Origin of the sequence: Bacillus timonensis (genome assembly GCF_004799755.1) — a bacterium.
GTDB classification, from domain to species: Bacteria; Bacillota; Bacilli; order Bacillales; family Bacillaceae_L; genus Ferdinandcohnia; species Ferdinandcohnia timonensis_A.
Genome location: NZ_SLUB01000002.1, coordinates 136,586 through 163,183, shown reverse-complemented (window position 1 = coordinate 163,183; position 26,598 = coordinate 136,586). Strand labels below are relative to the sequence as shown.

Here is a 26,598-nt window from a genome sequence, read left to right as displayed (position 1 = left end):
GGCTAGGAGGTGTAAACATGGAGAAGAAGTTAGGCAATCAAAATCTACCTGATTTTAAAGAACTGAATGACCGGTTTATTGCAGAAGCTAGTGATGAGCCCATTCTTGTGATTAAAACGAATCTAGATCCCAAAAACTCAACCGAAGAAAACCCCTACTATAAAGAATCTGAATCTGATGATGAGGAATTTTCCTCATTTTTCGAAGAATCCTAACAACGAAACGGTGATTAACTATGGACAAAACACTAGGCTATTTAGTAGAAACTATTTCAAATTATGGCGATGAAAATAAAATAAGTCGTGCTATATTAACAAAGTTGGTAAAAAATCAATACCGCTCTGAGGAAGCTTTGGTTAGGGATTTGGATGAGGAAGAAATCGAATTTTTGAACAAAATCCTACCGGATGAAATCAATTATGCCATGGACGAAAAAGATTTTACACGTGTAAATCAATTAAACGAAGTATATGAATTGCTTTAGAAAAGGTGGAACAGATGGTAAAAGGATTTAGTACTAAGCAATATTCAAATACAGACGTCGAAGAAGTAAAACGTCTCAATGCTAATTCTGGATTATCGTATAATGAAGCATTACAGCTTTTAGTAAAACAATATAATGAACAGAAGAAGAAACCATAAACTATGTAAAAAAGAAAGCTGAAATCCTTATGACAGCTTTCTTTTTGTTTAACTTCTACACCTTAAACGCTTTCGTTAACCCTTTTACAATTGAATTAACTTGGTTTATCGTACCGACCATTTGACCCGCAGTGTCCATCATTTTATTGATGTCATAGGTACCATCATCTTTCTTAAATTGATTGAGGATGGCCCCTCCCCCTTTTTTCTGCACCTGCCCCATCCCAATTGGATAGGGTGTTGGAAATGGTGTTGGGGGTGTTTGATACCCAGATGATGAATATCCCGGGAAACTATTGATATTATATTGCATGTAAGAAGGAGGATAATAGGGATTCCATTGGTTCTGATTGTCTCCACCATAAAATTGTTGATAGGTCGCCTGGTCATAATTTGGCCACGAATAGCCATAAGGTCTTAAAGCTTTGTTCCTGCCAAAAGATTGATACATGTGGAACAAACCTCCTGTGATGTTCGTTTTCTATAGATTATGTAAGAACAGGCTTAGGTGTTCATCCCCATAAAAAAAGATACCATTTAGGTAAGGGTATCTTTTAACAAAAGGTATTTACTTAATTTGGAGTTGTCACCTTCACAAGAATATTATCAAGAACGTACTGGATGGATTCATACATATTTTTAAAGCGTTTGACTTTCGTATCCTGGTAAAAGCTTTGGATAGAGATATGTTGGATGTTTTCATGGGTTGCATCAATCTGATTGGGATGAAGGTTTTTAGGAAATTCTTTGTTAATCCAGAAAATTGCCAGCTCCCTCCACTTATCAGCGATTGCCATTGTATCATCAACAAAAGGCTTTACTTCTTTATAAAAATCTACCTCATTTAATTCACTCTCTTTAATATCTTCTAATCGTTTAAGCGATTGATCACAGAGATCCTTGAGCATCTTTGTATTTGCGAGTAATTCTGTATACATTCTCTCACCTCAACATCTATCATACCGCTTTAATAGCTTAATGTTAAGTGATAGGAATGCTCCTTATCGGTTTCTGATACTCGTCCACCCTTTTGATTTTGACACGCATTTCTTAATGAGTTTATTTCATTTTCAATTTGTTTCATATGATAAATATTCTGGCTTCTTTCTTCATGTAAATGCTTTCCTACCTCTGTCTGAATTTGCATATCAATTTTGTTTAACGTAGATAGCAATTGATCAATACTTTCAAGAACATGTCCTTTTTTCGTAAGTTCGTCCTTCAATATATCCACCCTCCTATACGATCTCTTTTTAAGTTATTTCGATGTGAATTATTTTCCTCCTGCACGCTTGACAAAACTAGTTTGTATTCGTCAAAGAAAGTGGAATTCTCCCATTGTTTATCCCTGTTTTCGACAAGGGTTTCATACATTTTTAGAATGGTTTCCACGAAAGATGCTCACACTACCTGTAGGAGGTGAAGATTCCATGGCAAAGCAAAATAAAAAGAAAAACAAACAAGAACGTAATGAAGAGAAAGCACCTGGTTATGGAGACAAAAAACTGGAAGGACCTGATCGGCCGTCCACATAATATACATACAAAGGCTGAAAAGTTCAGCCTTTGTTTTTTCGTAGTAATTCCTCTATTAATATCCCAAGTTGCATCTGCTTTTGCTTATTTAAGTACCAATTTGTAAGCTCAACTTGGTCATCTAACTTAACTTCGTAATACCATTTTTCCTTCCTTTTTCCTTTATACCAATCAATCATATTATCTTGTTTATGCCTGATGATCGGATACGTAGTGCGTAAAAATGGAGTATTTCGAAATCTTCTTTCCGAAACATATTGTTCATAGTCAAATCTTGAGCCTGTATGCTCTACCTTATTTGAAAATCTGAGGAATTGATCATAATATCTGTTGTGAAATAGCAAAGATGCCAACTTTTTACCAAGTTCAATTCGTGCATCTAGGTTTGTGAATTGATAAACAGAGAAACCGTATAACCTTCCTTCAAATGTTGGAAAAATGACAGAACTAAAGTGAAAAAAATCTTGAAGATTATAAAAAAGGCGTTGAAAAACCCTTTTCCTGTAAAATGGATGCTCGATAACTGGTTTTTGGATGATGTTTTGTTCATTAATGATTTGGGCGGTTACTAAACGGTTTCCTTCCCGATACCTCCAGTAATACTCCCATTCAATTTCAATAAATCGAGATACAGAAAAAAATTTAAGCAAGTGAAAATAAGGTTTACCTAATTGATATGAATATTCGTAAACTAAGAGCTGTGGAAAAGCATCGGAAAAAATAAGCCAATTCGCGCGTTCATATGTATGGAACAGAAATTTTCGCTCTTTTTTACTTAATATTTTAGGAAGCCACTCTCCTTCAAGATCTGTCATGTTCCAACCAGCATTTCTAGATACCTGACTTGCTAAGAAGGACCATCTTATCTCATTATGTTTTCGATAGTAGCTTGCATAACTTTTGGTCCTCGAAATATTGTCAAGATTTCCTTTTGCGGTTTTCGAGTTTATTTTATATAAAAGTTCTTTCTCTTCTATTGTTAATTGAAAATCTTGCATTCTTCGTTCATTAACCATTTTTTCAATTTCTGCAATCTCATTCATACATGCACACCTCTCACAGTATAGTGTGCCCTATCCCCTGTATCTCCACGCCCCCAAAAGTATATTTTCAGGCGAATAGTATGGTATAGTGATTGTAATTCTATAAACCTTAACCCAACTGTTTAAATTTCGTTAAACTATTTACCAAATTTTTTTGGTATAATAGGTGTCTTAAGGGGGATGGGAGAATGGAATTTCGTTATCCAAATGGAAAAGTATATAAGCCCCAGCAGGTAAAAAATAAACCACAACTCAAGCAAAGAATCTATGGAAATCGTGGGATGACATTAGAAGAGGATCTAAATGAGACCAATCAATTTTATTTGGAACAGGAAATTGCCGTTGTCCATAAAAAACCAACACCTGTTCAAATTGTAAACGTAGATTACCCACAAAGAAGTGCTGCCGTCATTAAAGAGGCTTATTTTAAGCTGGCATCAACAACCGACTACAATGGCATTTATAAAGGTCGTTATATTGATTTTGAAGCGAAGGAGACGAAAAATAAAACCTCTTTCCCGCTCCAAAATTTTCACGAGCATCAAATTAAGCATATGTCCGATTGTTTAAAACAGGATGGAATATGTTTTGTGATCCTATGTTTTACAACGTTAGATGAAATCTATTACCTTGAAGCAAAACACCTTTTGACCTTTTGGAAAAGACAATTGGAGGGTGGCAGAAAATCGATTACGAAACAAGAAATCGAAACGTTTGGCCATCATATAGCTATTGGCTATCGACCAAGAATTGATTATGTTAAAGTTATTGACAAGCTTTATTTTAGCTAGATAATTTAGCAATTACGCCATGAATGAAACAAATCCTTCCTATCATACGTCATATTATAGGAAAGCATTTTGAAAGGCAGGAAACAAGTATGTCTGAAAAATACCAATCACGTGAAGAGCGTCGACATGCAAATCAAAAGAAAAAAAAGCGAAAAAAAGCGAAAGGCTCGATTTTTAAACGAATCTTATTAATTATCCTATTAATTGGAATTATCGGTATGGTAGCAGGCGCCACGACATTTTTCGTGATGGCAAGCGGTGCTCCAGAATTAGATGAATCCCTCCTAAAGGATCCACTTTCATCAAAGGTTTATGATATGAATGGCAATAAAATTTATGAATTCGGGGCAGAAAAACGAACGTACGTGCCTTTAGATCAAATACCTGATGATTTGAAAAATGCTGTATTAGCTGTTGAGGATGCCCGTTTCTATGAACACCACGGTTTAGATGTGATACGTCTTGGTGGAGCTGTTGTTGCTAATCTCACTGAAGGATTTGGTGCAGAAGGTGCTAGTACGATTTCACAACAGGTTATTAAGAATTCCTTTTTCGTTGAGGGAGAGAAAAAGCTCACAAGAAAAGCACAGGAACTTTGGCTTGCATTTCAATTAGAACGCAAATATTCAAAAGATGAAATTCTTGAAATGTATTTAAACAAAATTTACTATGGTGTTGGAAACACATATGGAGTTGCAAAAGCAGCAGAAATATATTTTGGGAAGCCACTGGATGAACTCGAACTTCACGAATCTGCATTTATTGCAGGGCTTGGGCAAAATCCAGGAATCTATAACCCATTTGTTCATCCTGAGAATGCAGAAAAGCGAAGAAATATCGTGTTAAATTTAATGGTAAGACATGAATTTATTACGAAAGAAAAAGCAGACGCTGCAAAAAAGATTCCAATTGAATCATCCATTGTAGAATCAAAAGAACAATCACATCCTATCGATTCTTTCATGGATCAAGTAAAAAATGAGCTTAAAGAATATGGCGATATCGATGTGTATAATTCAGGAGTGAAAATTTACACAACTTTTGATCCTGAAGCACAAGCACATGTTGATTCATTATTAGCAAATGAAAATCCAAATATTCAATTTCCAGATGAGCAATTTCAAGCTGGTATTGCAATTGTCGATACGAAAACAGGTGAAATTAGAGCATTAGGTGGCGGACGAAATCAAGCGCAAAATAGCCGTGTTAACTATGCACTTGATAACTCAAACCAACCTGGCTCAACAATCAAGCCTATTTTAGACTATGGTCCTGCAATTGAGTATTTAAAATGGTCAACCTACCATCAGATCAAGGATGAGCCATACACCTATTCAGGTCCAGAGAAAACACCTATAAACAACTTCGACAGGAAGTATATGGGGCAAATTACAGCAAGAGTTGCCTTAGCACATTCAAGGAACATTCCAGCTCTTAAGGCATTTCAAGAAGTTGGAGTTTCAAAAGCAACGGAATTTGCAAACAACCTAGGCATTACATTTGAAAAAACAATTAATGAAGCATATGCAATCGGCGGAATGTCAGGAGGTATCTCCCCTCTTGAAATGGCTGGTGCCTACGCAACTTTCGGTAACCAAGGAAACTTTATTAAACCACATGCCGTTACTAAGATTGTATTTCCAGATAATCGAGAAGTTGACCTTGCACCAGAACCTGAGACAGCAATGTCTGAAGCAACAGCTTTCATGATTACAGACATGCTAAAATCAGTTATGGACTTTGGTTCTGGACGAAGATATGATGTTTCCGGATTGCAAATTGCCGGCAAAACAGGTACAACAAACTACACCGCAAAAAATATTAAAGACTTTAATATTCCTGCTGGTGGTGTTCCAGATATTTGGTTTAGTGGTTACACACCAAGCTATACGGTTTCCATTTGGACAGGATATGGAAGTAACAAAAATGCAATCATGCCTGCTGATCAAGGCTTAGCACTAAAATTATTTAGAGACATCATCACCAACCTTTCTGAAGGGAAAGAAGCAGAGGATTTCGTAATGCCGAAAACGGTCGTTAAGGTCGGTGTGGAAAAAGGATCGAATCCTGCAAAACTTCCAAGTGAATTTACACCAAAAGATGAAATTGTCTATGAGTATTTCATTAAAGGTACAGAGCCGACTGAGGTGTCAGATAAATATGATAAGCTAAATCCACCATCAAACCTTGATGTGATGTATGACCAAGTTACAAATCAACTTAATTTAACATGGGCTTATGCAGAAGGTGAAATGGAAGGAAATAGCTTTGAGGTTAGTGTTTCAATTGACGAAGGGCCTGCAAAAGTTCTTACAACAACGAAAGAATTAACATTTGCAGTTCCTGATGCGATTCCAGGGGCAATATACAAATTTAGTGTAGCTGCCGTGAATGATGAAAATCCTGAAAAACGCAGCGATCCTACTTCGACAACAATAGAAGTTCCGGAACCACCCGAAGAAGAAGAAGAAATCGAAATCCCACTACCTCCTGGTAATCCGGGAAATGGTAATGGAAACGGCAATGGTGGCGAAAACGGTGGCGAAACTGGTGGTGAAGGTGAAGGAAGCGGAGAAGGTGACGGTGGAGGACCGATCTTCCCCCCACTCCCACCTACTAACGGGGACCGAGAATAGGAACAACAAAAATAACGCGCAGATCATAACTGTGCGTTATTTTTTATGCTTACGTATTTTCATTGTGGCATAAAGTTTTAATACTTCATGATAAAGTTCATTTAATTGAACAAATGAATGATATTGACTCGGCTTTTTTAAAATAAATGAAAGACGCTCATCAAGATTAATTGGTTTATAATCCAAATCTTCAAGGCCATTTTGAAGGACTTCTTGATCTGGTGGTCTCTTTCCATTTATTACGAATAAAAAGGTTAAAAAAGCATCAATCGCTTCATCCATTGGCTCCTTAACAGCTGATTTATCTCTGTTGCGAAAAAGATTCATTAAATGTTCTTTCCGGGCACTCCACTTTTCAGTTATATCAGAAATGACTTTTTCATTAACCAATCTTGTCCTTCCCCTTCATACGCTTTTTACCTTCTCGACAAACCTCAAGAAGCGGACAAATTTCACACTGGGGATTTTGAGCCTTACAATGGTATCTTCCGAAAAAGATCATTCGATGATGGGTAGCAGACCATTCTTCCTTGGGAACCTTTTTCATTAATGTCTTTTCGACCTCTAAAACAGAGTCCTTCCATTTACAGAACCCTAGTCTTTTGCTAACTCTTTCCACATGTGTATCAACCGCAATCGCCGGAATTCCGAAGGCAACGGAGACAACAACATTGGCCGTCTTTCTGCCAACTCCAGGAAACTTTGTTAATTCATCACGGTCTTGTGGAAGGATGCCGCCATAGTCTTCTAGCAACATTTGACATAATTTTCGTATATTTTTTGCTTTGTTTCGATAGAGCCCAATAGAGCGAATGTCATTTTGAAGTTCTTCTAGAGAAACCGCTAAATAGTCCTCAGGGGTTTTGTATTTTTCAAAAAGGGTTGCCGTTACTTTATTGACCAATACGTCTGTACATTGGGCAGATAATGAAACAGCAATCACCAATTCAAACGGATTCCTATGGTTTAACTCACAATGAGCATCTGGGAACATCTCCCCCATTGTATCTAGACAAAATCGAATTTGTTGTTTATTTAACATTTATATCACCTTATATACTTTAACTTATAAATTTCGTTAACTTTCTAACCAATTGTAAAACGGGATTGTGCGCTTATAGTTCCCCTGCTGCGTTTGATCCGTTTGTTTTTGCTTATGTTGATATTGACGGAACTTTTGTGAATGGTTTTGGGCTTGTGTAATTGTACGGATGCCATTCTTTTTCCATTCAAATAGGATTCGATCAATATAACGGAAATTAAGCTTGCCAGACATGACAGCTTCACGTAACGCTGCTTTTATGATGGAAGGATCGTGGTGGTCTTGGTCGAGCCACATCGCTAATGATTCACATTCAAAAGGAGAAAGTGGTCGTCCAAATTCTTGTTCAAAAATGCTATAAAGGTCCATTTCATGCTGTTTATCCAATTCTTTTTCTTCGTCCATGTTTTGCTGTACGAGATATTGAAGCATTTTCTCCCATAATGGTCGCATTGAGTATTTTTCGTAGATGACACGATTTTCGTCATTGCCTTCATTTATTTCTAAATATCCACGTTGAATAAGCTGACGTAGGATTTCCATGCATTTTTCTTCTGTGATTGTCATGCGGTTCGAGATTTCAATTGGTGTAGGAAAGAAATTTCCACTGTCCATAAAGGTTAGGATGTGAAATAAGACCATCATTTCCTCTTCGTTTAATTGTAGATGTCGATACGAGGACATTAACATTTTCGGAATTGAAATACTGCCTTGTTCGAATAAATCAACTAATTTATCCATTTTCATGTATAAACACCTCTTCATTACCTAGTATAACATGAGACCTTAGCGTAGGGTTAAGAAAGAAATATTTGGTTTGGATATTTGTCCAAAATAAAGAGGACCTTCTACTTTGAAGGTCCCTTAACGTTGTTTAATTATGGATATAGACGGTTTAGTAGACGTGGGAATGGGATTGTCTCACGCACATGTTCAACACCACTAATCCAAGCCACAGTTCTTTCTAGCCCTAATCCAAAGCCCGAATGTGGAACAGAACCGTATTTACGCAATTCTAAATACCACTCATAAGCACCACTTGTTAAACCATGGGCTTCAAGCTGTTGTTTTAAAAGTTCATAATCATGAATTCGTTCAGAACCACCAATGATTTCACCGTAGCCTTCAGGAGCAATTAAGTCTGCACATAATACTACATCGTCTCGGTCAGGTGCTGGCTGCATGTAGAATGGTTTAATTGCCTTCGGATAATTTGTAATAAACACTGGTTTATCATAGCTTTCTGCAATAGCTGTTTCATGTGGAGCCCCGAAATCATCGCCCCACTTAATATCATCGAAGCCTTTTTCATGTAAGAACTCAATTGCCTCATCATAAGAAATGCGAGGGAATGGTGCTTTTATCTGTTCTAGCTTAGATGTATCGCGACCTAAGGTTTTAAGTTCAAGTTGGCAATTTTTCAAGACAGATTGCACAATATGAGATACATATTCTTCTTGTACTTTTAGGCTTTCTTCATGCTCAGTAAAAGCCATTTCCGGCTCAATCATCCAAAACTCAATTAAATGGCGTCTTGTTTTTGATTTTTCAGCACGGAATGTTGGTCCGAAAGAGAACACTTTTCCTAAAGCCATAGCTGCCGCTTCCATATAAAGTTGTCCACTTTGAGAAAGATATGCATCTTCATCAAAGTATTTTGTAGCAAAAAGCTCAGTTGTTCCTTCAGGTGCACTCCCTGTTAAAATAGGCGGATCAACCTTTGCAAATCCACGATCATTGTAAAACTCGTAAGTTGCACGAATGATTTCATTACGAATTTTCATAACGGCATGTTGTCGTTTTGAGCGAAGCCATAAATGGCGGTGATCCATTAAGAATTCTGTCCCATGCTCTTTAGGTGTAATTGGATAATCAACAGCCTCATGAATAACTTCTACATTCGTGACTGTAAGTTCATAACCAAACGGAGATCTTTCATCTTCTCTTACAACACCAGTAACATATAGAGATGTTTCTTGAGTGATTGATTTTGCTTTCTGGAAAACATCTTCAACCACTTCTGCTTTTACAACGACTCCCTGGATAAAGCCTGTCCCATCTCGAAGCTGTAAAAAAGCAATCTTTCCGCTTGAGCGTTTATTTGCTAACCAAGCACCGATTGTAACCTCTTCACCCACATATTTATTAACCTCTGAAATAGTTATTTTCACAATTGTCCCTCCAAAACCGTAAACCTTATGTATAAATACCTAATTTACCTACTTCATTATACATTTGTTAAGTGGACGAATCAAGAAATACCATGGGGACGGCCCTTTGGTTGCGTAAGAACCAATCGATCGTCCCCAATTATCATGATTACTGCATTTTCTCTTCAACAAATGTATGAATACGTTTAATAGCTTCTTCTAAAAGGTCTAACGATGTTGCATACGATAAGCGCATATTATCTGGTGAACCAAATCCTGATCCTGGAACAACCGCAACGAGCGCTTCCTCTAGTAATGCCTTCGCAAAATCATCCACATTATGATAACCTGTCAATTCAGCACATTTTTTCGCATTCGGAAATAAATAAAATGCTCCCTGTGGCTTAATACATGAAATTCCAGGAATGCTAACTAATTTATCGTATATTACATCTAATCGTTTTTCAAATGCCTGTCTCATTGTTTCAACCGGTTCTTGATTACCTTCATAGGCGGCTAATGCTGCATATTGTGCAATGGATGTTGGATTTGAAATACTGTGACTTGAAAGATCTGTCATACTTTTGATAATTTCCTGTGGACCTGCCGCATATCCGATTCTCCAACCAGTCATTGAATGTGATTTCGAAAGTCCATTGATGATAATCGTCTTTGCCTTCACTTCATCACTAATTTGCGCAATTGATGTATGTGTAGCCCCGAAATATACGAGCTTTTCATAAATTTCATCTGAAACGATCCAAATATTATGCTTTACACATAATTCACCAATCGCTTGTAATTCTTCTTTCGAATAAAGCATACCAGTTGGATTACTTGGTGAATTCAAAATTAGGGCAACAGTTTTTTCTGTAATTGCCGCTTCAAGCTGGTCGACAGTTACTTTAAATTGATTTTCTTCTTTACCTTCTACATATACAGGTACACCTTCTGCAAGCTTAACTTGCTCAGGATAACTTACCCAGTATGGTGTTGGAATGATCACTTCATCATCTTTATCTAAAAGCACTTGGAATAGGGCATATAAAACAAACTTTGCACCAGAACCGACTATTACTTCAGTTGGCTTATATTCTAATTGTTGGTCATTTAAAAGTTTTTTACAAATCGCTTGTTTTAATCCAGGTAATCCAGCAGATGGTGTATATTTAGTATGCCCTTCTTTCATAGCCTTTACTGCTGCCTCGATTATATAATCTGGTGTATTAAAATCCGGCTCACCAGCACCAAGTCCAATTACATCATGACCCGCAGCTTTTAATTCTTTTGCTTTCGCAGTTATAGCTAGTGTTGAAGAAGGCGTTAGCGCAGCTACTCTGTTTGCTAATTTCACGGTATTCCCTCCATGTTTTATGGTTTGATTGAATTGCGATATTTACCATTTTCAAAATAAAGTTTATGGTAGGTCAAACGATTATCACTACCGATATAAATAATTTCCCATATCGGGTTATTATCTTCGATTCCCAGTTTAACGGAGCGAATTTCTTGTGGATCTCGTTCACTTTTTAAAATCGTAAGGGCTTCATTTTCTGAAATCCCTTCACGTTTATAGCGTGTTACAATTTCCCCTTTATCCAGCGGAATCCAAGCAATCATTGCTTCATCTTTAGCATTTTTCCCAATGACAACTTGATATGCTTTTGTTCCAAGATATGTATAGCTATCTTCTATTGTTTCCATTTGCGTTTTCTCAAGCGCGATTTTATTTCCTTTTGCTTCAGCATTGTTTAATGGCTCAAGAGCCTTTTGATAAATAGTAACTCCTTTCCAAATAATAAGGACAAGGAGAACAACGAGTATGCCAATAATCCATTTTTTCATTTTTTATTCACTACTTTACGTACGATAAATTGTAAAAACGCACTTTTTTTGATCATCTCGATCAAGTGCAAGACCAAACATGAGATCTTCATGCTTTAATGTTCGATTTAACAAATCAACAATTTTATATAAATCAGGAGTATTTTGAATTTTAACAGTTGATAGAACTTCTATCTTACTTTCCAAGCAAGAGCTCTCCCTTCATTCATCACAAATTTTACTACTCATACGTTAGACGCATCAGGCAACAATAGTAGTACTACAACATTACAGTTGAAGTTGTCTTACATTTTATTGCCTTACATCATTATAACAGGTGTATAACCATTCACAATACAGTTTTTCAATAAAATCAACTCCAATCCCATGCCTTTACCTGTCTTTTGACAGGTCTTTTTTCGTTAAAGCCATTCATCTATATGATCTAAAAGCTCAGGAAGTGGTTTGTGGAAAAATTTCATTTTTGGAATTGATGTTAGAAACTTTTGTCCATACTGAGTTGAGACAATTCTGCGGTCCAGAATAAAAATAACCCCTTTATCTTTTTCAGATCGGATTAGCCTACCTATGCCTTGTTTAAAACGTATAATAGCATCCGGTAACGAGAGGTCTCTAAAGGTGTCTCCTCCCTTTTCTTGAATCTCCTTGGCACGAGCAATGGACATCGGATCATTTGGTGGTGCAAACGGAAGTCTAACAATAACAAGTGCGCTTAAATCCTCTCCAGGAATATCCACACCTTCCCAAAAACTACTTGTTCCAAGAAGAATTGCCTTATCAAAGGCTTGAAAATTCTTCGTTAATTTTGCGCGACTCCCACCACTTATACTTTGGGCGATTAATACAAACTGTTCAAGCTGTTCCCTATCTTTTAAATTCAAGTAAGTTTTTTGTAGCATTTCATAGGAAGTAAATAATACAAGCATCCTACCATTTGTTTTCTTTGCAATTTTAGCAATCTGATCTGATATTGAATCAACAAACTCATCCTGAGAAACAGAATTGATTAGTGGTAGATCTGTTGGTACCATCAGTGCTGCCTGACGCTCAAAATCAAACGGTGAAGGTATCGATAATGTTAAAGGTTGAAAATCAACCAAGCCCAGTCTTTCAATCATATAGGTAAACGAATCATCTACCGTTAATGTTGCTGAAGTCATGACGACACTTTTCTTAAAAGTAAAAAAGTGATCAGCTAAAAAGTCTGAGATGTCTGTCGGCTCTACTAGAAGGGCTGCCGAGTTGACAGGACCTTTTGGATCAATTTCAATCCACGTAAGCTGATGCTGATTGACGTTCAGAATGTTTTCAATAAGGGAGCATTTCTCCATTAATAAATCGATAGTCAAGATATAATCATTAAATAACCCAAGCTGTAATGGCGTAAATAAGGACTTATTTTGGATGATTTGCTGTTTTTGATAATTGACTTTATTTATAAGTTCTTTTTTTAATATGTTTAACTTTGTTAATTGCTCAATTGCTTCCTGCCAATATCCACCAGATTCCTGTATCGGATAAAAAATATATTGAATCCGCTTCTTTTCATTTTCTTCTTGCTGTTTCATTAAAACATGACTGCGGATCATCCGAAAAAAATCATTAGCTGCTGCTTTAATATCCTTGATAAGTTGATTTACACGCAAAAAAGAATCTAAGTCAAATCCGTTTCTTTCCATCAGTTTCGAAGATTTTGCAAGCAAGTCATTCGTGTCGAGCAGTCCAATTCTCATGAGGACAGAATGGATTGATAAATAATGAATATGGAAGCCAAGTTGCCGTTTTGCTAAAGCTTCAAAATGATGGGCTTCATCCAGTATTAAATATTCATACGGTGGCAGAATTTCAAATTGATTATTTAAATCCTGTAAAAGTAAGGCGTGATTTGTAATCACGATATCTGCTTTTTCAGCCGCTTTCTTTGCCTTTTGATAAAAACACCTTGATTCCCAGATAGGATCTTCAAATCCGGGATGTTCAACTGTACATTTCACTCGTTCCCATAGTAACTTGCCACCTGACGGTAAATTAATTTCGTCAATATCCCCTGTTTCTGTTTCTGTTAACCATACTAAAATTTGCGCTTTTGTTAACACTTCATCATAATTATCTGTGTTCTCATAAAGAGTTTGTTCAAACTTTCTTAAAGAGAGGTAGTTCCCTCTTCCTTTTAAAAGCGCAGCATTAAAATCAAATGATAGAATGTCACGCAATTTGTGCATATCTTTTTCCAAAAGCTGATGCTGCAGCTGTAGAGTATTCGTACTGATCAGGCAGCGTCCCTTCATTTTGGAGATATAAATAGCAGGGAGCAAATATGCGATTGATTTACCTATCCCCGTACCAGCTTCAATCAAAGCATGCTGGTTTGTTTCCATTGCATGATGTATCGTTTGTACCATTTCTAGCTGACCTTGACGAAACGGAAAGTGGTGAATCACTGAGTGAAATATCTCAGTATATGTATAGCTTTTTTGTTTTCGTCTTTCTTTTTGTTTCGTAATTTTATGAAGTGCAAGGCCACGATAAATATCAAATTTTGTATCCTTTTCCACTTGGTTTGATTTTTCTTCTAGAATTCCACTTAAAATTTCACGAATATCGCTTTTGAAAAACCTTGATAGTGAATATAATTTTTGAACCGTAACAAGCGGTAATCGTTCGATTTTATGTAAAATTTTCAAAAGAATTTCAGCTGTAACTTCTGCATCACTATCGGCTTGATGAGGGTTTTCATGGGTTAATGATAGAGACTCAGCAAGTTGCCCCAACTTATAGCTATCTGCTAAAGGAAGCATGACTCTTGATAGTTCAACCGTATCGATGGTGAGACAATGAAAATTTTTGAACCCACACTGTGCTAATTCTTCCTGCAAGAACGAATAATCAAAAGGGACATTATGAGCTACAAAATAGGAATCCTCAAACAATGAAATTATTTCTGGCGCAACGATTGAAAAATCAGGTGCATTCGCTACCACTTCATTAGATATCCCAGTAAATTGCTCAATAAAAACCGGTATGTCCTGCTTCGGATTAACGAAGGTTGCAAATCTTTCAACAATTTCTCCATCTTCAATCACAACCGCTGCAAACTGTATGATTTTATCACCTTTTTTTGGTGAGTTCCCGGTTGTTTCTAGGTCTACAACGACAAAGCGTTTTTTCATTGGTGCCACCTCCTAACACAAACGCCCCCAAATTGGGGGCGTATATACCGTTTATAGTACAGTTGCAGCTGGTTCTTCAAAGATTAATTCTTTAATTTGATTATTTTCGTTCATAATCGCTACTCGCGGCATATGATTTTCTACTTTTTCCTCAGGTACAATTGCATATGAGATGACAATTATGACATCGCCCTCTTGTACTAGACGAGCGGCAGCACCGTTTAAACAAAATACACCGCTTCCTCTTTCACCAGGAATAATATACGTTTCAAGTCGAGCCCCATTATTATTATTTACAATTTGAACTTTTTCATTAGCAACCATCCCGACTGCATCTAATATATCCTTATCAATGGTAATGCTACCCACATAGTTTAAGTTAGCTTCTGTTACACGTGCTCTGTGTATTTTTGCGTTCATCATTGTACGGAACATGATGCTCCTCCTTGAATCTCTTTTAGATTTCCATCAAAGATCAAAAATATTTATACATCAAAAGTAATATTATCAATAAGTCTCGCTTTTGTAAACTTGACAGCTAGCGCAATAATGATTCTTCCCTTTAGTTCAGAAAGCTCATCCAGTTCAGGATAGCGGTACATTTCAACATAATCGATAACCCCTGATGTATGTCCTGTAATATGTTTTTTTATTAATTCCTCAATCACCTTCGGATTACGTTGTCCCTTTTCGATCTCTCGTTTTGCCATTTGAAGACTTTCATATAATTTTGTTGATTCCAACCTCTCTTGTGGAGTTAAATTAACATTACGAGAACTTTTCGCAAGTCCATCCTCTTCACGAACAATTGCCACTGGTACAAGAGTTATTGGAAAATTAAAATCTGTGATTAATCCATCCACAACAGCGACCTGCTGAGCGTCTTTCAAACCAAAATATGCCCGATCTGGCTGTACGATATTAAATAATTTAACAAGTACCGTCGCAACTCCGTCAAAATGACCATTACGCTGCCTACCGCATAATACATTGATTCTTGAATGGACGACTGCTGTAAGAGACATTTTTGTTGGATACATTTCTTCAGTACTTGGATGAAAAAGAACATCCACACCATTGTTCTCTGCTAATTTACGATCACTTTCAAAATCACGTGGATAGGAATCAAAATCCTCATTTGGACCAAATTGCAGTGGATTTACAAATATACTCACAGCTAGCACATCATTTTCACTTCTAGCCTTATTTATTAAGGTCAAATGTCCTTCATGAAGATAGCCCATTGTCGGTACGAATCCGATTGTTTTTCCCTCTAGCTTTAATGACTTCATATATTGCTGCATTTCTTGGATTGATGTGATGACTTTCATGTTTATTTTCCCCCGTAAAGATTAGCAAGCTCTTCTTCTTTCATTGTATACGTATGTTTTTCTTCTGGGAATGAGCGTGCTTTTACCTCATCCACATAATTTGAAAGTCCTTGTAAAATTGGTTCATTCACTGAAGCATATTGTTTTACAAACTTAGGAACACGATTAACCCCATATGAAATCACATCGTGAAATACAAGAACTTGACCGTCCGTTTGGTTTCCAGCACCAATACCAATTGTAGGAATTGAAACGCTGTTTGTTACTTCTTCACCTAATTGTTTCGGTACGCATTCTAATACTAAAGCAATTGCTCCTGCTTCCTCGACTTTTTTTGCATCCTCAATTAACTGTCTTGCACTTTCTGCATCTTTTCCTTGTACCTTATAGCCACCTAATACTCCTACTGCCTGTGGTGTTAAACCAAGGTGCGCAACGACAGGAATTCCTGCTTCTGTTAAAGCTGAAATCGTATAAATAACGTCCTTTGCCCCCTCAACTTTAACAGCGTGGGCTCCAGATTCTTGAATAATTCGTGCTGCATTTTTCAACGTTTCTGAACGTGAAACATGATAAGACATAAATGGCATATCCGTTACAATAAATGTATCCATTGCTCCACGTTTTACGGCCTTCGTATGATGAATCATATCATCTACTGTTACTGGAATAGTAGAATCATAGCCTAATACAACCATCCCTACTGAATCACCGACAAGGATCATATCCACTCCGGATTCTTCTGCAAGCTTAGCAGATGGGTAATCATAAGCCGTCAGCATAACAATTGGCTCTTTCCTTTGTTTCATTTTCAAGAATTCCGTTGTTTGTTTCATCATTTTTCCTCCTTTTGGCTTTTAGAAAGTCAACAAACCTTCTTTAAAGTCGCCTTGCTCAAGTGTCCCTTGAGTTTCCTAAAAAGAGGAGATGAAAAGACCGATTCGTGGTAGTTTTTTGCGAAAATAAAGTAAAAAATCCTACTTTCAAATAGAGAAAGAAGGATTAAACATGAATAAGTTCGGTAAATTTCATCCCTCTGTCCCAGTCCAATGGATCAAGGCAGAATACAATTGTGTATTGCATTGTTAAAAAGTAAAAGCTTGGTGCATGGTGTAGTTCCATAACGGATACCACCCATTACTTTGAATTATATAAAAGATTCTCATTCTTTTCTACACTTTATTTTTTAGGAAGTTCAATATCTGCTGAATAAATATGATGAACCGTCCCTGCTGCATCCTCAAGAAGTAATACACCTTCCTCATTGATGCCAATTGCTTTTCCTTCAATCGAGCCAGAAATGGTTCTAGCAATAATCTGCTTTCCAATACTTGTCGCATAGCTTTCCCATAAAAGTTTCACGACCTTAAAGCCATGTTGTAAATACTCCTTGTATAGCTTTTCAATTTTCAATAAAATCACCTGAATTAATTTGGCACGGTCAATTTTCTCGCCTTTTTCAATCGCTAGTGAACTAGCAATGGTATGCAGATTCTCAGGAAATTGACTCAATTCTTGATTTACATTTATGCCAATTCCAATAATGACTGAATTAATTCGGTCTGTTTCAGCTTGAAGCTCCGTTAAAATACCCACAATTTTTTTCTGATGGATTAAAATATCATTTGGCCATTTTATATCTGGCTCCAAACCTGTCACTTCTTGGATTGCTTGGACGACACCAACTGCAGCTAATAAAGTTAATTGCGGTGCTTGTGATGGTGGAATTTGTGGTCTTAAAATCATACTCATCCAGACTCCGGTATGTTTAGGAGAATACCATGTCCGATCCAATCTGCCTCGTCCAGTTGTCTGCTCTTCTGCCACAACAAGTGTACCTTCGACAGCACCTTCATACGCTAATTTATGGGCAATTTTCTGGGTAGAGGTTACCGATTCCTCAAAATGAATATTTCGCCCTAAACTTTTAGTTTCAAGGCCCAGCTGAATTTCATTGGCACTAATTTTATCAGGCTTCGTAATAATACGATAACCCAGTTTGCGAACGGCTTCTAATTCATATCCTTCATTTCGTAAATCTTCAATATGCTTCCATACGGCTGTACGCGAGCACCCAAGTTGCTCGCTTAATTTTTGTCCAGATATAAACTCCCCGTTGGCACTAGAGAAGACTTCTAACAATTTCTTTCTTATTTCTGATTGCACGATAGAAGCCACTCCTTTATCTTTTCCTTGTTATTTTCAACTTTGTTTTCCAGAATTGCATTTTCAACTATTTCATAAAGATCCGCTACCCATTTCCCTGGTTTTTGCTTGTACCAGAGTAAAAAATCTTCACCAGTAATATCAAGTTCGGAACGTTGTGTAATAGGCAATTTTTTAAATTTCTGTAACGGTGACACTTCTTGATGAATCCTTAAAACTTCTAAAATGCGTTCTATCTGTTGGATACATTCTATCCCACAATCATATAGGAGACGTTTATTCCAACCTGTTTGTATGACTTTTTCAAGAAAAATTCTATTTTTTACAACTTGCTCAATTATTTTATTCGGCAATTTCCACTGTCTTAAAAATGCCTTACTATCGTTTTTGTTCAATAAATAACAAACAAGTGTCCAATATTCAGCTCTCTCTTGAAGTTGACTCCATTTATAGTAGGAAAACCGTACTAAACTTTGAATTTCATCTGTAAAGCCTGGTAAATATTGAAACAAATTGGTTTTTACTAAGATTGGAATGGATTCCTGGCAACTCGGACCACTCAGTAATTTTTCAAATTCTATTGTAATCCGCTCTACTGAAATCTTTTTTAATAATGCCGCATTTTCTTTAATGGCTGACTCCGTTTCCTTACATAATAAAAAGGACAATTGGCTTGAAAATCGAACAGCCCTCATCATCCTAAGTGCATCTTCAAAGAACCGTTCGTTAGGGTCACCGACAGTTTGAATTCGTTTCTCTTCAATTGCTTTCTTTCCTCCGAAAGGATCAATAATGGATCCATCGATCGTCATTGCAATTGCGTTCATCGTAAAATCTCTTCTTTTTAAGTCCTCATGAAGGGAAGTGACAAATTCAACATGAGAAGGTCTCCGATAGTCATCATACCCTTCCTCTGTTCGAAATGTAGTCACTTCATATTGTTCATCGTTATGTAAAACTATGACTGTTCCGTGAACAGCACCTACATCAATGGTTTTCGGAAATATAGCCATAATTTGCTCTGGGCGGGCAGAAGTTGCGATATCGATATCACCAATCGGTCGTTGTAAAAGATAATCACGGACTGAACCACCAACAAAATAAGCCTCATAGCCGTTGTTATGTAATGTTGTAAGAATTTTTTTTGCTTTTACAAAAGGTTCATCCATCATCGAGAGCCCCTCTCAACGTTTATCTTCAAGAATAGAATAATACAAATCCTCATAATCATTAACAATTCGCTCGGAATTAAACTTTTCTTGAACAGAGCGGATTGCCTGATTAGACATTTTTCTATGTAAATCGGAATCTTTTAATAATGCGATTGATTTGCTTGCGATGTCTTCAATATCCCCTAGTTCACAAATATAGCCATCTATACCTTCATCAATGACCTCTGGAATACCCCCCGTGTTTGTTCCAATCGTTGGAACCCCACAAGCCATTGCTTCAATTAAAACAAGTCCAAAACTTTCTTTTTCAGATAATAAAAGCTTTAAGTCACTAATTGAATATAGTTCTGGGAGGTTTTCTTGTTTTCCCAAAAGGAGAACTTTATCATTAAGTCCAAACTTATTAATTAATTTGCAAGCAGTGGTTAATTCAGGTCCATCTCCAACCAATAATAGCTTGGATTTCACTTCTTTTTGAATCAAGTTAAATGCTTGTACAACGTCAGGAACACGTTTTACCTTTCGGAAATTAGATACATGAATAATAACTTTTTCATCTTCTTGTATCCCATACTGTTCTCGTAAATCATCCACTTTTCGTTTGTAGTAAATTTTCTCGTCCACAAAATTATAAATCGTTTTAATCTCTTTTTTTGGCTCAATTAATTCATAGGTTTGTTCGACAAGTGATTTAGAAACAGCTGTCACAGCATCAGATTGTTCGATTCCAAACCGAATAAGTTCAGTTAAAGATGGATCATATCCGAGAACGGTAATATCAGTTCCATGAAGGGTAGTCACAATTTTAACATCCCCACCCACCATTTGCTTTGCTAAATACGCGCACGCTGCATGTGGGATGGCATAATGAACATGTAAAAGATCAAGCTTTTCCCTTTTTGTAACCTCTGCCATTTTACTTGCTAAAGCTAAATCATAAGGTGGGTATTTAAATACCGAATATTGATTGACTTCTACCTCATGAAAATAAATATTTGTGTATATTTTGTTTAAACGGAATGGAAGACTTGAAGAAATAAAGTGGATTTCATGTCCTTTTTCTGCAAGTAACTTCCCTAACTCTGTTGCAACGATACCTGATCCTCCAACTGAAGGATAACAGGTGATCCCGATTTTAAGTTTCATTGAAGAATCTCCCACTTCTACATTAATTACAAATACGGATACTGCTAAAGATTTGAAAGCTTATTGATTACCGCCTTCTTGTCTTTCACGTATGATTTCACGCCAAGAAAAAAATCCTTTTTCAAGTCCATGAATCAGTACCTCTGCCGTTCCCATATTCGTTGCTAATGGAACAGAATATACATCGCATAATCTAATCAATGCAGAAACATCTGGCTCATGTGGCTGTGCAGTTAGTGGGTCTCTAAAAAAGATTACCATGTCCATTTGATTATTTGCAATCATCGCCCCGATTTCTTGGTCACCGCCTAGTGGTCCTGATTGAAACCGGTGGATTTGCAGTCCAGTAGCTTCAGAAATGCGTAAGCCTGTTGTGCCTGTCGCGAACAATTCATGTTGTTCCAAAATAGATGTATAAGCTGTTGAAAACTGAACCAGGTCATTTTTCTTTTTATCGTGAGCAATTAGAGCAATTTTCATAGTTATGTATCCCCTTATTCGATGATATTTTCTAACCCATACACTAAAACATCAAGATTCATTACAGTGTCAACTGATAATTTGACACCTGACATGAAGGATGCGCGGTTGAATGAATCATGACGTATGGAAAGCATCTGTCCATTTCCGCCAAACATCACTTCTTGATGCGCAACAAGTCCCGGCAAGCGTACACTATGTATGCGTATTCCATCGTACTCAGCACCTCGAGCTCCTTGGATTGTTTCTTTTTCATTAGGATGTCCTTGTTGTTTTGTTTCTCTAACTGCCGTCAATAATTCGGCTGTTTTAACAGCTGTGCCAGAGGGTGCATCAAGTTTCTGGTCATGGTGAAGCTCGATAATTTCCACGTCTTGAAAATACTTGGCAGCCATTTGTGAAAACTTCATCATTAGTACAGCACCGACAGCGAAATTAGGTGCGATAATTGCACCTACCTTCCGTTCCTCTGCCATTTGAGACAGTCTATCTAATTCTTCTTTCGTAAAGCCTGTTGTGCCTACTACAGGGCGAACCCCATGTTCAATAGCAACCTCAGTATGATATTTACCTGTTTCAGGTGTAGTTAAATCAATCAAGACGTCTGGTTTTGTTTCTGAAAAGCACTCGACAATATCCGTAAAAATCGGTGCATTTACATTCGAAAACCCTTCTACATCACGTAAAGACTGACCATTGTTTTTTCGATCGATTACCCCTACTAGAGAAAAATGTTCTGTTTCTTGAACAAGGGCAACCGCTTCTTTTCCCATTCTGCCCCTCGGACCTGCAACTACGATTTTGATTGTATCCATGATGTATGTATTCCCCCTTATTTATTCGTGTCAATACGTGTCCATCTATCTTTGTCTCTTGTATTAAATTTGTTCATAACAGTATTATGTGCGTCTTCAAGGTCAATGTTCAAGGAATTTGCAAGACAAATCAGAACAAATAACAAGTCACCTGTTTCTTCAGCCACTGTTTTTTGCGTTTCTGTGCCTTTTTTAGGCTTTTCACCATAGTAGTGATTAACCTCTCTCGCAAGTTCCCCTAGTTCCTCAGTCAACCTAGCCAGTAATGCTAGCGGACTAAAATAACCTTCTTTGAATTGGCCTATGTATGCATCTACCTCTTCTTGCAGCTGTTTCATCGTTTTATCTGCCATTCCTATCACCTCTATCGTTTCTATTCCTATGTTAGCTTAAAATATAGCTTTTTGACAAATAATTCTTTTATACGACATGATTTGTTTGTTTTTCACCCATACTTTATAATGAAGTGGCAATTATTTCTATTCCGGGGGTATTTAACTTTGAAGTTTTCAATAAAAAATATTATATTCATTTTGCTGGGTTCCGCCATATTTTCGTTTGGGATTGTGCATTTTAATATGCAAAATAATCTTGCAGAGGGCGGTTTTACAGGAATCACACTTTTGCTGTATTTTTTATTTAAATTTGATCCGTCCTATTCGAACTTGATTTTAAATGTTCCATTGTTTTTTCTTGGGTGGAAGCTTCTTGGTCGTATTGCATTTTATTATACACTCATCGGTACAGTAAGTGTTTCAATATTTTTATGGTTCTTTCAACGTTATCAATTTGATATTCCACTTGATGGCGACCTGATGCTAGCAGCGTTATTTGCCGGTGTGTTTATTGGGGTTGGTCTAGGTATTATTTTTCGATATGGTGGTACAACTGGCGGTGTCGATATCATCGCAAGGCTTGTACGCAAATATGTTGGTTGGCCAATGGGGCGTACGATGTTCTTATTTGATGCGGTGGTTATTACGGTCTCCCTCATCTTCTACCTTTCTTATCGTGAGGCTATGTACACCCTGCTTGCTGTTTTCATTGGAGCACGAGTGATTGATTTCATGCAAGAAGGTGCCTATGCTGCTCGGGGCGCTATGATTATTTCAGAGAAGAATGATGAGATTGCTGAAAAGATATTACATGAGATGGATCGTGGAGTAACGATCTTAAAGGGAATGGGGTCGTATACGAAGCAGGAGAAGCATATCTTATATTGTGTTGTCGGAAGAAGTGAAGTCGGTCGTTTAAAGCAAGTGATTATCTCTGTCGATCCACATGCTTTTGTTTCAGTTAGTGATGTCCACGATGTGCTTGGAGAAGGGTTTACGTTGGATGAGAATAAAAAGCCGATCGAGCGGTGATCAAATTAAATTCAGCTCACTCACAAATTGGTCAAAAAAGTTATCCACAATGGTAAATTTTATAATTTCCTAGACCATGAGTAAAGCCGGTTATCCACTTTAGGAAACCGGCTTCCGTTTCTTTATTCTTCTCGAGTCATCCCTGTATATATTAGGATTAATCTCAATAGTTCAAGTACCGCTACCGCTGCTGCTGCAACGTAGGTGAGGGCTGCTGCGTTTAGTACTTTCTTTGTTTCGCGTTCTTCGTCGTTTCGTATGACGCCTGCAGAGACGATTTCATTCATAGCTCTTGATGAGGCATTGAATTCAACTGGTAGTGTAACAAGTTGGAATAACACGGCGGCTGCCATAAAGATAATTCCTACTAGAATTAAATTCGCCATTGTAAAAATAATACCAGCAATGATTAAAATCCACGAAAAGTTCGATCCAATGTTCGCTACCGGTACAAGTGCATGACGGAAACGAAGGAAAGCATAATCTTGTTGGTCTTGAATCGCATGACCAACTTCATGGGCTGCAACTGCTGCACCAGCGATAGAATTTCCATAATAGTTGTTTGTTGAAAGTCGAACGACTTTTGTTCTTGGGTCATAATGGTCTGAAAGTAAACCTGGTGTTTCTTCGATTCTTACATCATATAATCCATTTTGATCAAGTATTCTTCTTGCTACTTCTGCACCCGTCATACCTGATGAAGAAGGAATTTTTGAATACTTCTTATATGCACTTTTCACCTTAATTTGTGCATATATCGGAATGATAATGATCAAAGCAAAATAAACTAGAATCATTTTTTTTCCTCCAAATTATAGTATAATCTAATTTTAGATAGAGATTCGCTCAATGTCAATTGTCTTGCTTACAAAAATCTCTAAAGTAAACAGTGGGATATGTCCCACTGTTAGCGTTCTTCGTAATCTCTCTGTTTTTGGCGTTTTTGCTTGTCACCTTTATATTTTCTCCAGCCCACATAGATTAATGTAAGAATAATCGCCCCACCTGTTGAAATCATCACCCAAATCAGCGACGGATCGGCATCATCCTCCGTCATACGCTCAAACATATTTTTTAGATCTAATTCCATTTGTTCAAGCTGTTGTATTCTAGTAGCAGTCTTCAGGTCTTCGTTACGGTACGAATCTAAGAACGCAATATGAGAATCTATTTTTTGAACATCTTGAGGAGTGATGTCCACAGTAATACTCGGATGAATGATATTATATTTTGATAGAAAGATAGTCAGCAAGTGATTAAAAGTTTCCTGATCACCTTCTTCAATCGTTTCCTTCATTTGGTCAAACGTCGTCATTATAGAATCTTCCAATTCTGTCCACATTGGCTGATACTCAGACCTCATCGCATCTACCACTAAACGAAATTGGGTAACACGATTGACTCTTTCTTCAAGTCCGAGTGAATTAGATGTAACTGCTTCAAGGGCAGATTCATGAGTTAATGTAATGATTCGTAGTTCATCCATTGAAAAAGATCGGTCACGCTGATTCATTCGAAGGAATTCATTTGAAAAATGTGTTAACAATTGCTTAGCATCCTGGTATCTTTCCTGCTTCACCATTTGTAGGGCTTGGTCAGATATTTGATCAAGCTTATCCCAATTTTCTTCATTGGAGGTAGCGTTTATGGATATAGGATGAATCATAACTATAAAACAAATAATGCATATAATTCTAGAAATTTTCATACTTGTCCCTCCTCAAACATCTATTAAAATGTATGATAGATTGGACAAGAGTAGACCACTAATTTATTGAAGTTCTAGTTGATAGCGATCTTTTTTTATACAAAGTAAATAAGTAATGAGGATGGAAACCATACTTAACCAAAATGTAAAATAGCCGATCTGCGGTATATATTGATCGAGTACGCTATATCTTGGCATCATAAAGAAAACATAATCAATTACATCATTATGTAAGGTCCATACTGCTGCGATCATTAAATGGATTGGCTTTATGCGATAGTACGGAGCGTATAATAGTCCTTGAATTGCCATCCCGAGGTGAGAAAAAATCAACATATACCCATAAATATTGAAACCATCAACAAAATAAGTAAGAATATTCATGACCACTGCCCATATCCCATATTTAAAAAGGGTTACAATTGCCAACGCTTCAATAAGCGGCCAATTTCTTCTTAGCAAAAAGGCGATTAACACAAAACAAAAAAACAAGCTTGCCGTCGGGCTGTCTGGAACAAAGATTAAAAATTTTGGTGGAGTAATGTTTAGTTGACTTTCATACCAAACATATCCGTAGATAGTTCCTGGAATGTTAATAAGTAATAAAATCCAAAGTACCCATCGTTGCCCCATTAAATATGTAATCCATTTCATGCATGTACCAACTTTCCTATTTTCTTACATCAAGATTCTCTTAAATACAGTTACCTTGTCAAGAAAAATCAAAAAAAAAGCTGACCCTTAATAGTCAGCTTTTGTTTGTTTATTTAGAAGTTACACTTGAAATAAATTCAGCGAGCTTTTGTAATTCTTCGTCAGATCCTTCAAAGGCGTTAGCAGGCATATTACCTTGACCTTCTCTAGCGATCCTCGCAATATCCTCAGGAGATAATCCATTATCGACTAGCGCCTTTCCAGCTGGACCTCCTTCAAGGTCTTGACCGTGACATCCAATACAGCTTTGAGCTGAATAAATCGCATAGCCTTCTGAATCCTTATCAATTTCTGCCTCTGCTACTATTTTCGCAGATTCAGCTCTTGCTTCCCAGTCTACATGAGATGCAGATTCCCATGTTAAGTATGCAACTGAAGCAAATGCTAAAAGCATCATACCTGTAGCAATTGGACGCTTTGATGGTCTACGTTCAGGACCACGATCTAAGAATGGTGCAAGTAAAAGCGCTCCAAATGCAAGTCCAGGAATAACAAGTGTACCAATAACGTTAAAATCACCAGATGCATATGTGTATTTAATCAATTGGTACATGAATAAGAAATACCAGTCTGGTAGCGGTATATAACCTGCAGCTGTAGGGTCAGCGACTTTTTCAAGTGGTGACGGATGTGCTGCTGTTAAACATAAAAACGCGACTAAGAAAACAGAACCAACTAACCATTCTTTTAAGAGGAAGTTTGGCCAGAATGCTTCTGTTTTCCCTGGATACTCGGAGTAATCCTTAGGAATATGTTTTTTATTACTTACAGGAACACGTGAGTCCCCAACAAATTTCATTCCTTTTCCACGATGCATAATCGGTCCCCCTCCTTTTTAGAGAATT

Annotated in this window: 30 protein-coding genes; 5 read left to right on the top strand and 25 right to left on the bottom strand. The window is 37.1% G+C overall.

The window, feature by feature from the left end; genetic code table 11:
• The first annotated feature begins 17 nt into the window (after positions 1 to 17).
• Both E1I69_RS02105 and E1I69_RS02100 read left to right on the top strand, forming a co-directional pair.
• A complete protein-coding gene (locus tag E1I69_RS02105; RefSeq protein WP_136377983.1) occupies positions 18 to 215 on the top strand; it encodes a hypothetical protein in 198 nt (65 codons plus the stop codon).
• A 20-nt stretch (positions 216 to 235) separates the two neighbouring features.
• A complete protein-coding gene (locus E1I69_RS02100) occupies positions 236 to 484 on the top strand; it encodes a sigma-G-dependent sporulation-specific acid-soluble spore protein CsgA (protein ID WP_136377982.1) in 249 nt (82 codons plus the stop codon).
• 213 nt (positions 485 to 697) lie between these two features.
• Here E1I69_RS02100 and E1I69_RS02095 read toward each other — a convergent pair whose 3' ends face one another.
• The 4 genes from E1I69_RS02095 to E1I69_RS02080 form a co-directional block, all read right to left on the bottom strand.
• Positions 698 to 1,093 carry a YppG family protein gene (locus tag E1I69_RS02095; RefSeq protein ID WP_136377981.1) on the bottom strand — a complete coding sequence of 132 codons (396 nt, stop codon included), beginning with the start codon at positions 1,091 to 1,093 and terminating at the stop codon, positions 698 to 700.
• Positions 1,094 to 1,214: 121 nt separating this feature from the next.
• A complete protein-coding gene (locus E1I69_RS02090) occupies positions 1,215 to 1,580 on the bottom strand; it encodes a YppE family protein (RefSeq protein WP_136377980.1) in 366 nt (121 codons plus the stop codon).
• A 29-nt stretch (positions 1,581 to 1,609) separates the two neighbouring features.
• Positions 1,610 to 1,867, bottom strand: coding sequence for a hypothetical protein (locus tag E1I69_RS02085; RefSeq protein ID WP_136377979.1), 258 nt, complete (start codon positions 1,865 to 1,867; stop codon positions 1,610 to 1,612).
• 333 nt (positions 1,868 to 2,200) lie between these two features.
• Positions 2,201 to 3,220, bottom strand: a complete 1,020-nt coding sequence (locus E1I69_RS02080; RefSeq protein ID WP_136377978.1) for a DUF2515 domain-containing protein — start codon at positions 3,218 to 3,220, stop codon at positions 2,201 to 2,203.
• A 188-nt stretch (positions 3,221 to 3,408) separates the two neighbouring features.
• Between E1I69_RS02080 and recU the strand changes: the two genes are divergently transcribed.
• Both recU and E1I69_RS02070 read left to right on the top strand, forming a co-directional pair.
• Positions 3,409 to 4,011 (top strand): Holliday junction resolvase RecU, encoded by a 603-nt coding sequence (gene recU / locus E1I69_RS02075; RefSeq protein ID WP_136377977.1) that lies wholly within the window; start codon positions 3,409 to 3,411, stop codon positions 4,009 to 4,011.
• An 89-nt stretch (positions 4,012 to 4,100) separates the two neighbouring features.
• Positions 4,101 to 6,647: a PBP1A family penicillin-binding protein gene (locus tag E1I69_RS02070; protein ID WP_242634519.1), complete on the top strand. Its 2,547-nt coding sequence runs from the start codon at positions 4,101 to 4,103 to the stop codon at positions 6,645 to 6,647.
• A 36-nt stretch (positions 6,648 to 6,683) separates the two neighbouring features.
• On the opposite strand, the gene E1I69_RS02065 is transcribed toward E1I69_RS02070, so the two are convergent.
• The 17 genes from E1I69_RS02065 to E1I69_RS01985 form a co-directional block, all read right to left on the bottom strand.
• Positions 6,684 to 7,037 (bottom strand): YpoC family protein, encoded by a 354-nt coding sequence (locus E1I69_RS02065; protein WP_136377976.1) that lies wholly within the window; start codon positions 7,035 to 7,037, stop codon positions 6,684 to 6,686.
• Complete coding sequence (gene nth, locus E1I69_RS02060; RefSeq protein WP_136377975.1) at positions 7,030 to 7,689, bottom strand: endonuclease III; 660 nt, start codon at positions 7,687 to 7,689, stop codon at positions 7,030 to 7,032. The genes E1I69_RS02065 and nth overlap by 8 nt, the downstream gene beginning before the upstream one ends.
• 36 nt (positions 7,690 to 7,725) lie before the next feature.
• Complete coding sequence (locus tag E1I69_RS02055) at positions 7,726 to 8,436, bottom strand: DnaD domain-containing protein (protein ID WP_136377974.1); 711 nt, start codon at positions 8,434 to 8,436, stop codon at positions 7,726 to 7,728.
• 131 nt (positions 8,437 to 8,567) lie between these two features.
• Positions 8,568 to 9,860, bottom strand: coding sequence for an asparagine--tRNA ligase (asnS, locus tag E1I69_RS02050; RefSeq protein WP_136377973.1), 1,293 nt, complete (start codon positions 9,858 to 9,860; stop codon positions 8,568 to 8,570).
• 148 nt (positions 9,861 to 10,008) lie between these two features.
• The gene (locus tag E1I69_RS02045) at positions 10,009 to 11,193 is read right to left on the bottom strand and encodes a pyridoxal phosphate-dependent aminotransferase (protein WP_136377972.1); all 1,185 of its coding nucleotides are present in this window, start codon (positions 11,191 to 11,193) and stop codon (positions 10,009 to 10,011) included.
• A 17-nt stretch (positions 11,194 to 11,210) separates the two neighbouring features.
• Entirely contained in the window at positions 11,211 to 11,684 is a 474-nt protein-coding gene (locus tag E1I69_RS02040) for a DUF5590 domain-containing protein (RefSeq protein WP_136377971.1), read from the bottom strand.
• Positions 11,685 to 11,699: 15 nt separating this feature from the next.
• Positions 11,700 to 11,870: a YpmA family protein gene (locus E1I69_RS02035; RefSeq protein WP_136377970.1), complete on the bottom strand. Its 171-nt coding sequence runs from the start codon at positions 11,868 to 11,870 to the stop codon at positions 11,700 to 11,702.
• 215 nt (positions 11,871 to 12,085) lie between these two features.
• The gene (gene dinG / locus E1I69_RS02030) at positions 12,086 to 14,854 is read right to left on the bottom strand and encodes an ATP-dependent DNA helicase DinG (protein WP_136377969.1); all 2,769 of its coding nucleotides are present in this window, start codon (positions 14,852 to 14,854) and stop codon (positions 12,086 to 12,088) included.
• Positions 14,855 to 14,905: 51 nt separating this feature from the next.
• On the bottom strand, positions 14,906 to 15,289 hold the full coding sequence (gene panD / locus E1I69_RS02025) for an aspartate 1-decarboxylase (protein WP_136377968.1): 384 nt from the start codon (positions 15,287 to 15,289) through the stop codon (positions 14,906 to 14,908).
• Between the two features lie 50 nt (positions 15,290 to 15,339).
• Positions 15,340 to 16,185 (bottom strand): pantoate--beta-alanine ligase, encoded by an 846-nt coding sequence (gene panC, locus E1I69_RS02020; RefSeq protein ID WP_136377967.1) that lies wholly within the window; start codon positions 16,183 to 16,185, stop codon positions 15,340 to 15,342.
• Between the two features lie 2 nt (positions 16,186 to 16,187).
• Entirely contained in the window at positions 16,188 to 17,021 is an 834-nt protein-coding gene (gene panB / locus E1I69_RS02015) for a 3-methyl-2-oxobutanoate hydroxymethyltransferase (protein WP_136377966.1), read from the bottom strand.
• A 343-nt stretch (positions 17,022 to 17,364) separates the two neighbouring features.
• Positions 17,365 to 18,351 (bottom strand): biotin--[acetyl-CoA-carboxylase] ligase, encoded by a 987-nt coding sequence (locus E1I69_RS02010; protein WP_431731851.1) that lies wholly within the window; start codon positions 18,349 to 18,351, stop codon positions 17,365 to 17,367.
• Positions 18,336 to 19,523: a CCA tRNA nucleotidyltransferase gene (locus E1I69_RS02005; protein ID WP_242634518.1), complete on the bottom strand. Its 1,188-nt coding sequence runs from the start codon at positions 19,521 to 19,523 to the stop codon at positions 18,336 to 18,338. The genes E1I69_RS02010 and E1I69_RS02005 overlap by 16 nt, the downstream gene beginning before the upstream one ends.
• A 12-nt stretch (positions 19,524 to 19,535) precedes the next feature.
• Complete coding sequence (gene bshA / locus E1I69_RS02000; protein ID WP_136377963.1) at positions 19,536 to 20,669, bottom strand: N-acetyl-alpha-D-glucosaminyl L-malate synthase BshA; 1,134 nt, start codon at positions 20,667 to 20,669, stop codon at positions 19,536 to 19,538.
• A gap of 60 nt (positions 20,670 to 20,729) precedes the next feature.
• The gene (gene mgsA, locus E1I69_RS01995) at positions 20,730 to 21,149 is read right to left on the bottom strand and encodes a methylglyoxal synthase (protein ID WP_136377962.1); all 420 of its coding nucleotides are present in this window, start codon (positions 21,147 to 21,149) and stop codon (positions 20,730 to 20,732) included.
• A 14-nt stretch (positions 21,150 to 21,163) separates the two neighbouring features.
• Positions 21,164 to 21,964 carry a 4-hydroxy-tetrahydrodipicolinate reductase gene (dapB, locus tag E1I69_RS01990; protein WP_136377961.1) on the bottom strand — a complete coding sequence of 267 codons (801 nt, stop codon included), beginning with the start codon at positions 21,962 to 21,964 and terminating at the stop codon, positions 21,164 to 21,166.
• 17 nt (positions 21,965 to 21,981) lie between these two features.
• Positions 21,982 to 22,317, bottom strand: a complete 336-nt coding sequence (locus tag E1I69_RS01985) for a nucleotide pyrophosphohydrolase (protein WP_136377960.1) — start codon at positions 22,315 to 22,317, stop codon at positions 21,982 to 21,984.
• Positions 22,318 to 22,425: 108 nt separating this feature from the next.
• Between E1I69_RS01985 and E1I69_RS01980 the strand changes: the two genes are divergently transcribed.
• On the top strand, positions 22,426 to 23,331 hold the full coding sequence (locus E1I69_RS01980; RefSeq protein WP_136377959.1) for a YitT family protein: 906 nt from the start codon (positions 22,426 to 22,428) through the stop codon (positions 23,329 to 23,331).
• A gap of 122 nt (positions 23,332 to 23,453) precedes the next feature.
• Here E1I69_RS01980 and E1I69_RS01975 read toward each other — a convergent pair whose 3' ends face one another.
• The 4 genes from E1I69_RS01975 to E1I69_RS01960 all read right to left on the bottom strand — a co-directional run bounded on the left by E1I69_RS01975 (position 23,454) and on the right by E1I69_RS01960 (position 26,570).
• The gene (locus E1I69_RS01975; protein WP_136377958.1) at positions 23,454 to 24,128 is read right to left on the bottom strand and encodes a zinc metallopeptidase; all 675 of its coding nucleotides are present in this window, start codon (positions 24,126 to 24,128) and stop codon (positions 23,454 to 23,456) included.
• Between the two features lie 110 nt (positions 24,129 to 24,238).
• Positions 24,239 to 25,039 carry a sporulation protein YpjB gene (gene ypjB / locus E1I69_RS01970; protein ID WP_136377957.1) on the bottom strand — a complete coding sequence of 267 codons (801 nt, stop codon included), beginning with the start codon at positions 25,037 to 25,039 and terminating at the stop codon, positions 24,239 to 24,241.
• A 63-nt stretch (positions 25,040 to 25,102) separates the two neighbouring features.
• Positions 25,103 to 25,693: a DUF1405 domain-containing protein gene (locus E1I69_RS01965; protein ID WP_136377956.1), complete on the bottom strand. Its 591-nt coding sequence runs from the start codon at positions 25,691 to 25,693 to the stop codon at positions 25,103 to 25,105.
• 109 nt (positions 25,694 to 25,802) lie between these two features.
• Positions 25,803 to 26,570, bottom strand: coding sequence for a menaquinol-cytochrome c reductase cytochrome b/c subunit (locus E1I69_RS01960; protein ID WP_136377955.1), 768 nt, complete (start codon positions 26,568 to 26,570; stop codon positions 25,803 to 25,805).
• Positions 26,571 to 26,598 lie beyond the last annotated feature (28 nt).

What these genes read in the sequence shown, in the direction of transcription:
- E1I69_RS02105 (WP_136377983.1), top strand. Translation starts at nt 18, where the DNA reads ATGGAGAAGAAGTTAGGCAATCAAAATCTACCTGATTTTAAAGAACTG.
- E1I69_RS02100 (WP_136377982.1), top strand. Translation starts at nt 236, where the DNA reads ATGGACAAAACACTAGGCTATTTAGTAGAAACTATTTCAAATTATGGC.
- E1I69_RS02095 (WP_136377981.1), bottom strand. Translation starts at nt 1,093, where the DNA reads ATGTATCAATCTTTTGGCAGGAACAAAGCTTTAAGACCTTATGGCTAT.
- E1I69_RS02090 (WP_136377980.1), bottom strand. Translation starts at nt 1,580, where the DNA reads ATGTATACAGAATTACTCGCAAATACAAAGATGCTCAAGGATCTCTGT.
- E1I69_RS02080 (WP_136377978.1), bottom strand. Translation starts at nt 3,220, where the DNA reads ATGAATGAGATTGCAGAAATTGAAAAAATGGTTAATGAACGAAGAATG.
- recU (WP_136377977.1), top strand. Translation starts at nt 3,409, where the DNA reads ATGGAATTTCGTTATCCAAATGGAAAAGTATATAAGCCCCAGCAGGTA.
- E1I69_RS02070 (WP_242634519.1), top strand. Translation starts at nt 4,101, where the DNA reads ATGTCTGAAAAATACCAATCACGTGAAGAGCGTCGACATGCAAATCAA.
- nth (WP_136377975.1), bottom strand. Translation starts at nt 7,689, where the DNA reads ATGTTAAATAAACAACAAATTCGATTTTGTCTAGATACAATGGGGGAG.
- E1I69_RS02055 (WP_136377974.1), bottom strand. Translation starts at nt 8,436, where the DNA reads ATGAAAATGGATAAATTAGTTGATTTATTCGAACAAGGCAGTATTTCA.
- E1I69_RS02040 (WP_136377971.1), bottom strand. Translation starts at nt 11,684, where the DNA reads ATGAAAAAATGGATTATTGGCATACTCGTTGTTCTCCTTGTCCTTATT.
- dinG (WP_136377969.1), bottom strand. Translation starts at nt 14,854, where the DNA reads ATGAAAAAACGCTTTGTCGTTGTAGACCTAGAAACAACCGGGAACTCA.
- panD (WP_136377968.1), bottom strand. Translation starts at nt 15,289, where the DNA reads ATGTTCCGTACAATGATGAACGCAAAAATACACAGAGCACGTGTAACA.
- panC (WP_136377967.1), bottom strand. Translation starts at nt 16,185, where the DNA reads ATGAAAGTCATCACATCAATCCAAGAAATGCAGCAATATATGAAGTCA.
- panB (WP_136377966.1), bottom strand. Translation starts at nt 17,021, where the DNA reads ATGAAACAAACAACGGAATTCTTGAAAATGAAACAAAGGAAAGAGCCA.
- E1I69_RS02005 (WP_242634518.1), bottom strand. Translation starts at nt 19,523, where the DNA reads ATGATGGATGAACCTTTTGTAAAAGCAAAAAAAATTCTTACAACATTA.
- bshA (WP_136377963.1), bottom strand. Translation starts at nt 20,669, where the DNA reads ATGAAACTTAAAATCGGGATCACCTGTTATCCTTCAGTTGGAGGATCA.
- mgsA (WP_136377962.1), bottom strand. Translation starts at nt 21,149, where the DNA reads ATGAAAATTGCTCTAATTGCTCACGATAAAAAGAAAAATGACCTGGTT.
- dapB (WP_136377961.1), bottom strand. Translation starts at nt 21,964, where the DNA reads ATGGATACAATCAAAATCGTAGTTGCAGGTCCGAGGGGCAGAATGGGA.
- E1I69_RS01985 (WP_136377960.1), bottom strand. Translation starts at nt 22,317, where the DNA reads ATGGCAGATAAAACGATGAAACAGCTGCAAGAAGAGGTAGATGCATAC.
- E1I69_RS01980 (WP_136377959.1), top strand. Translation starts at nt 22,426, where the DNA reads ATGAAGTGGCAATTATTTCTATTCCGGGGGTATTTAACTTTGAAGTTT.
- E1I69_RS01975 (WP_136377958.1), bottom strand. Translation starts at nt 24,128, where the DNA reads ATGATTCTAGTTTATTTTGCTTTGATCATTATCATTCCGATATATGCA.
- ypjB (WP_136377957.1), bottom strand. Translation starts at nt 25,039, where the DNA reads ATGAAAATTTCTAGAATTATATGCATTATTTGTTTTATAGTTATGATT.
- E1I69_RS01965 (WP_136377956.1), bottom strand. Translation starts at nt 25,693, where the DNA reads ATGAAATGGATTACATATTTAATGGGGCAACGATGGGTACTTTGGATT.
- E1I69_RS01960 (WP_136377955.1), bottom strand. Translation starts at nt 26,570, where the DNA reads ATGCATCGTGGAAAAGGAATGAAATTTGTTGGGGACTCACGTGTTCCT.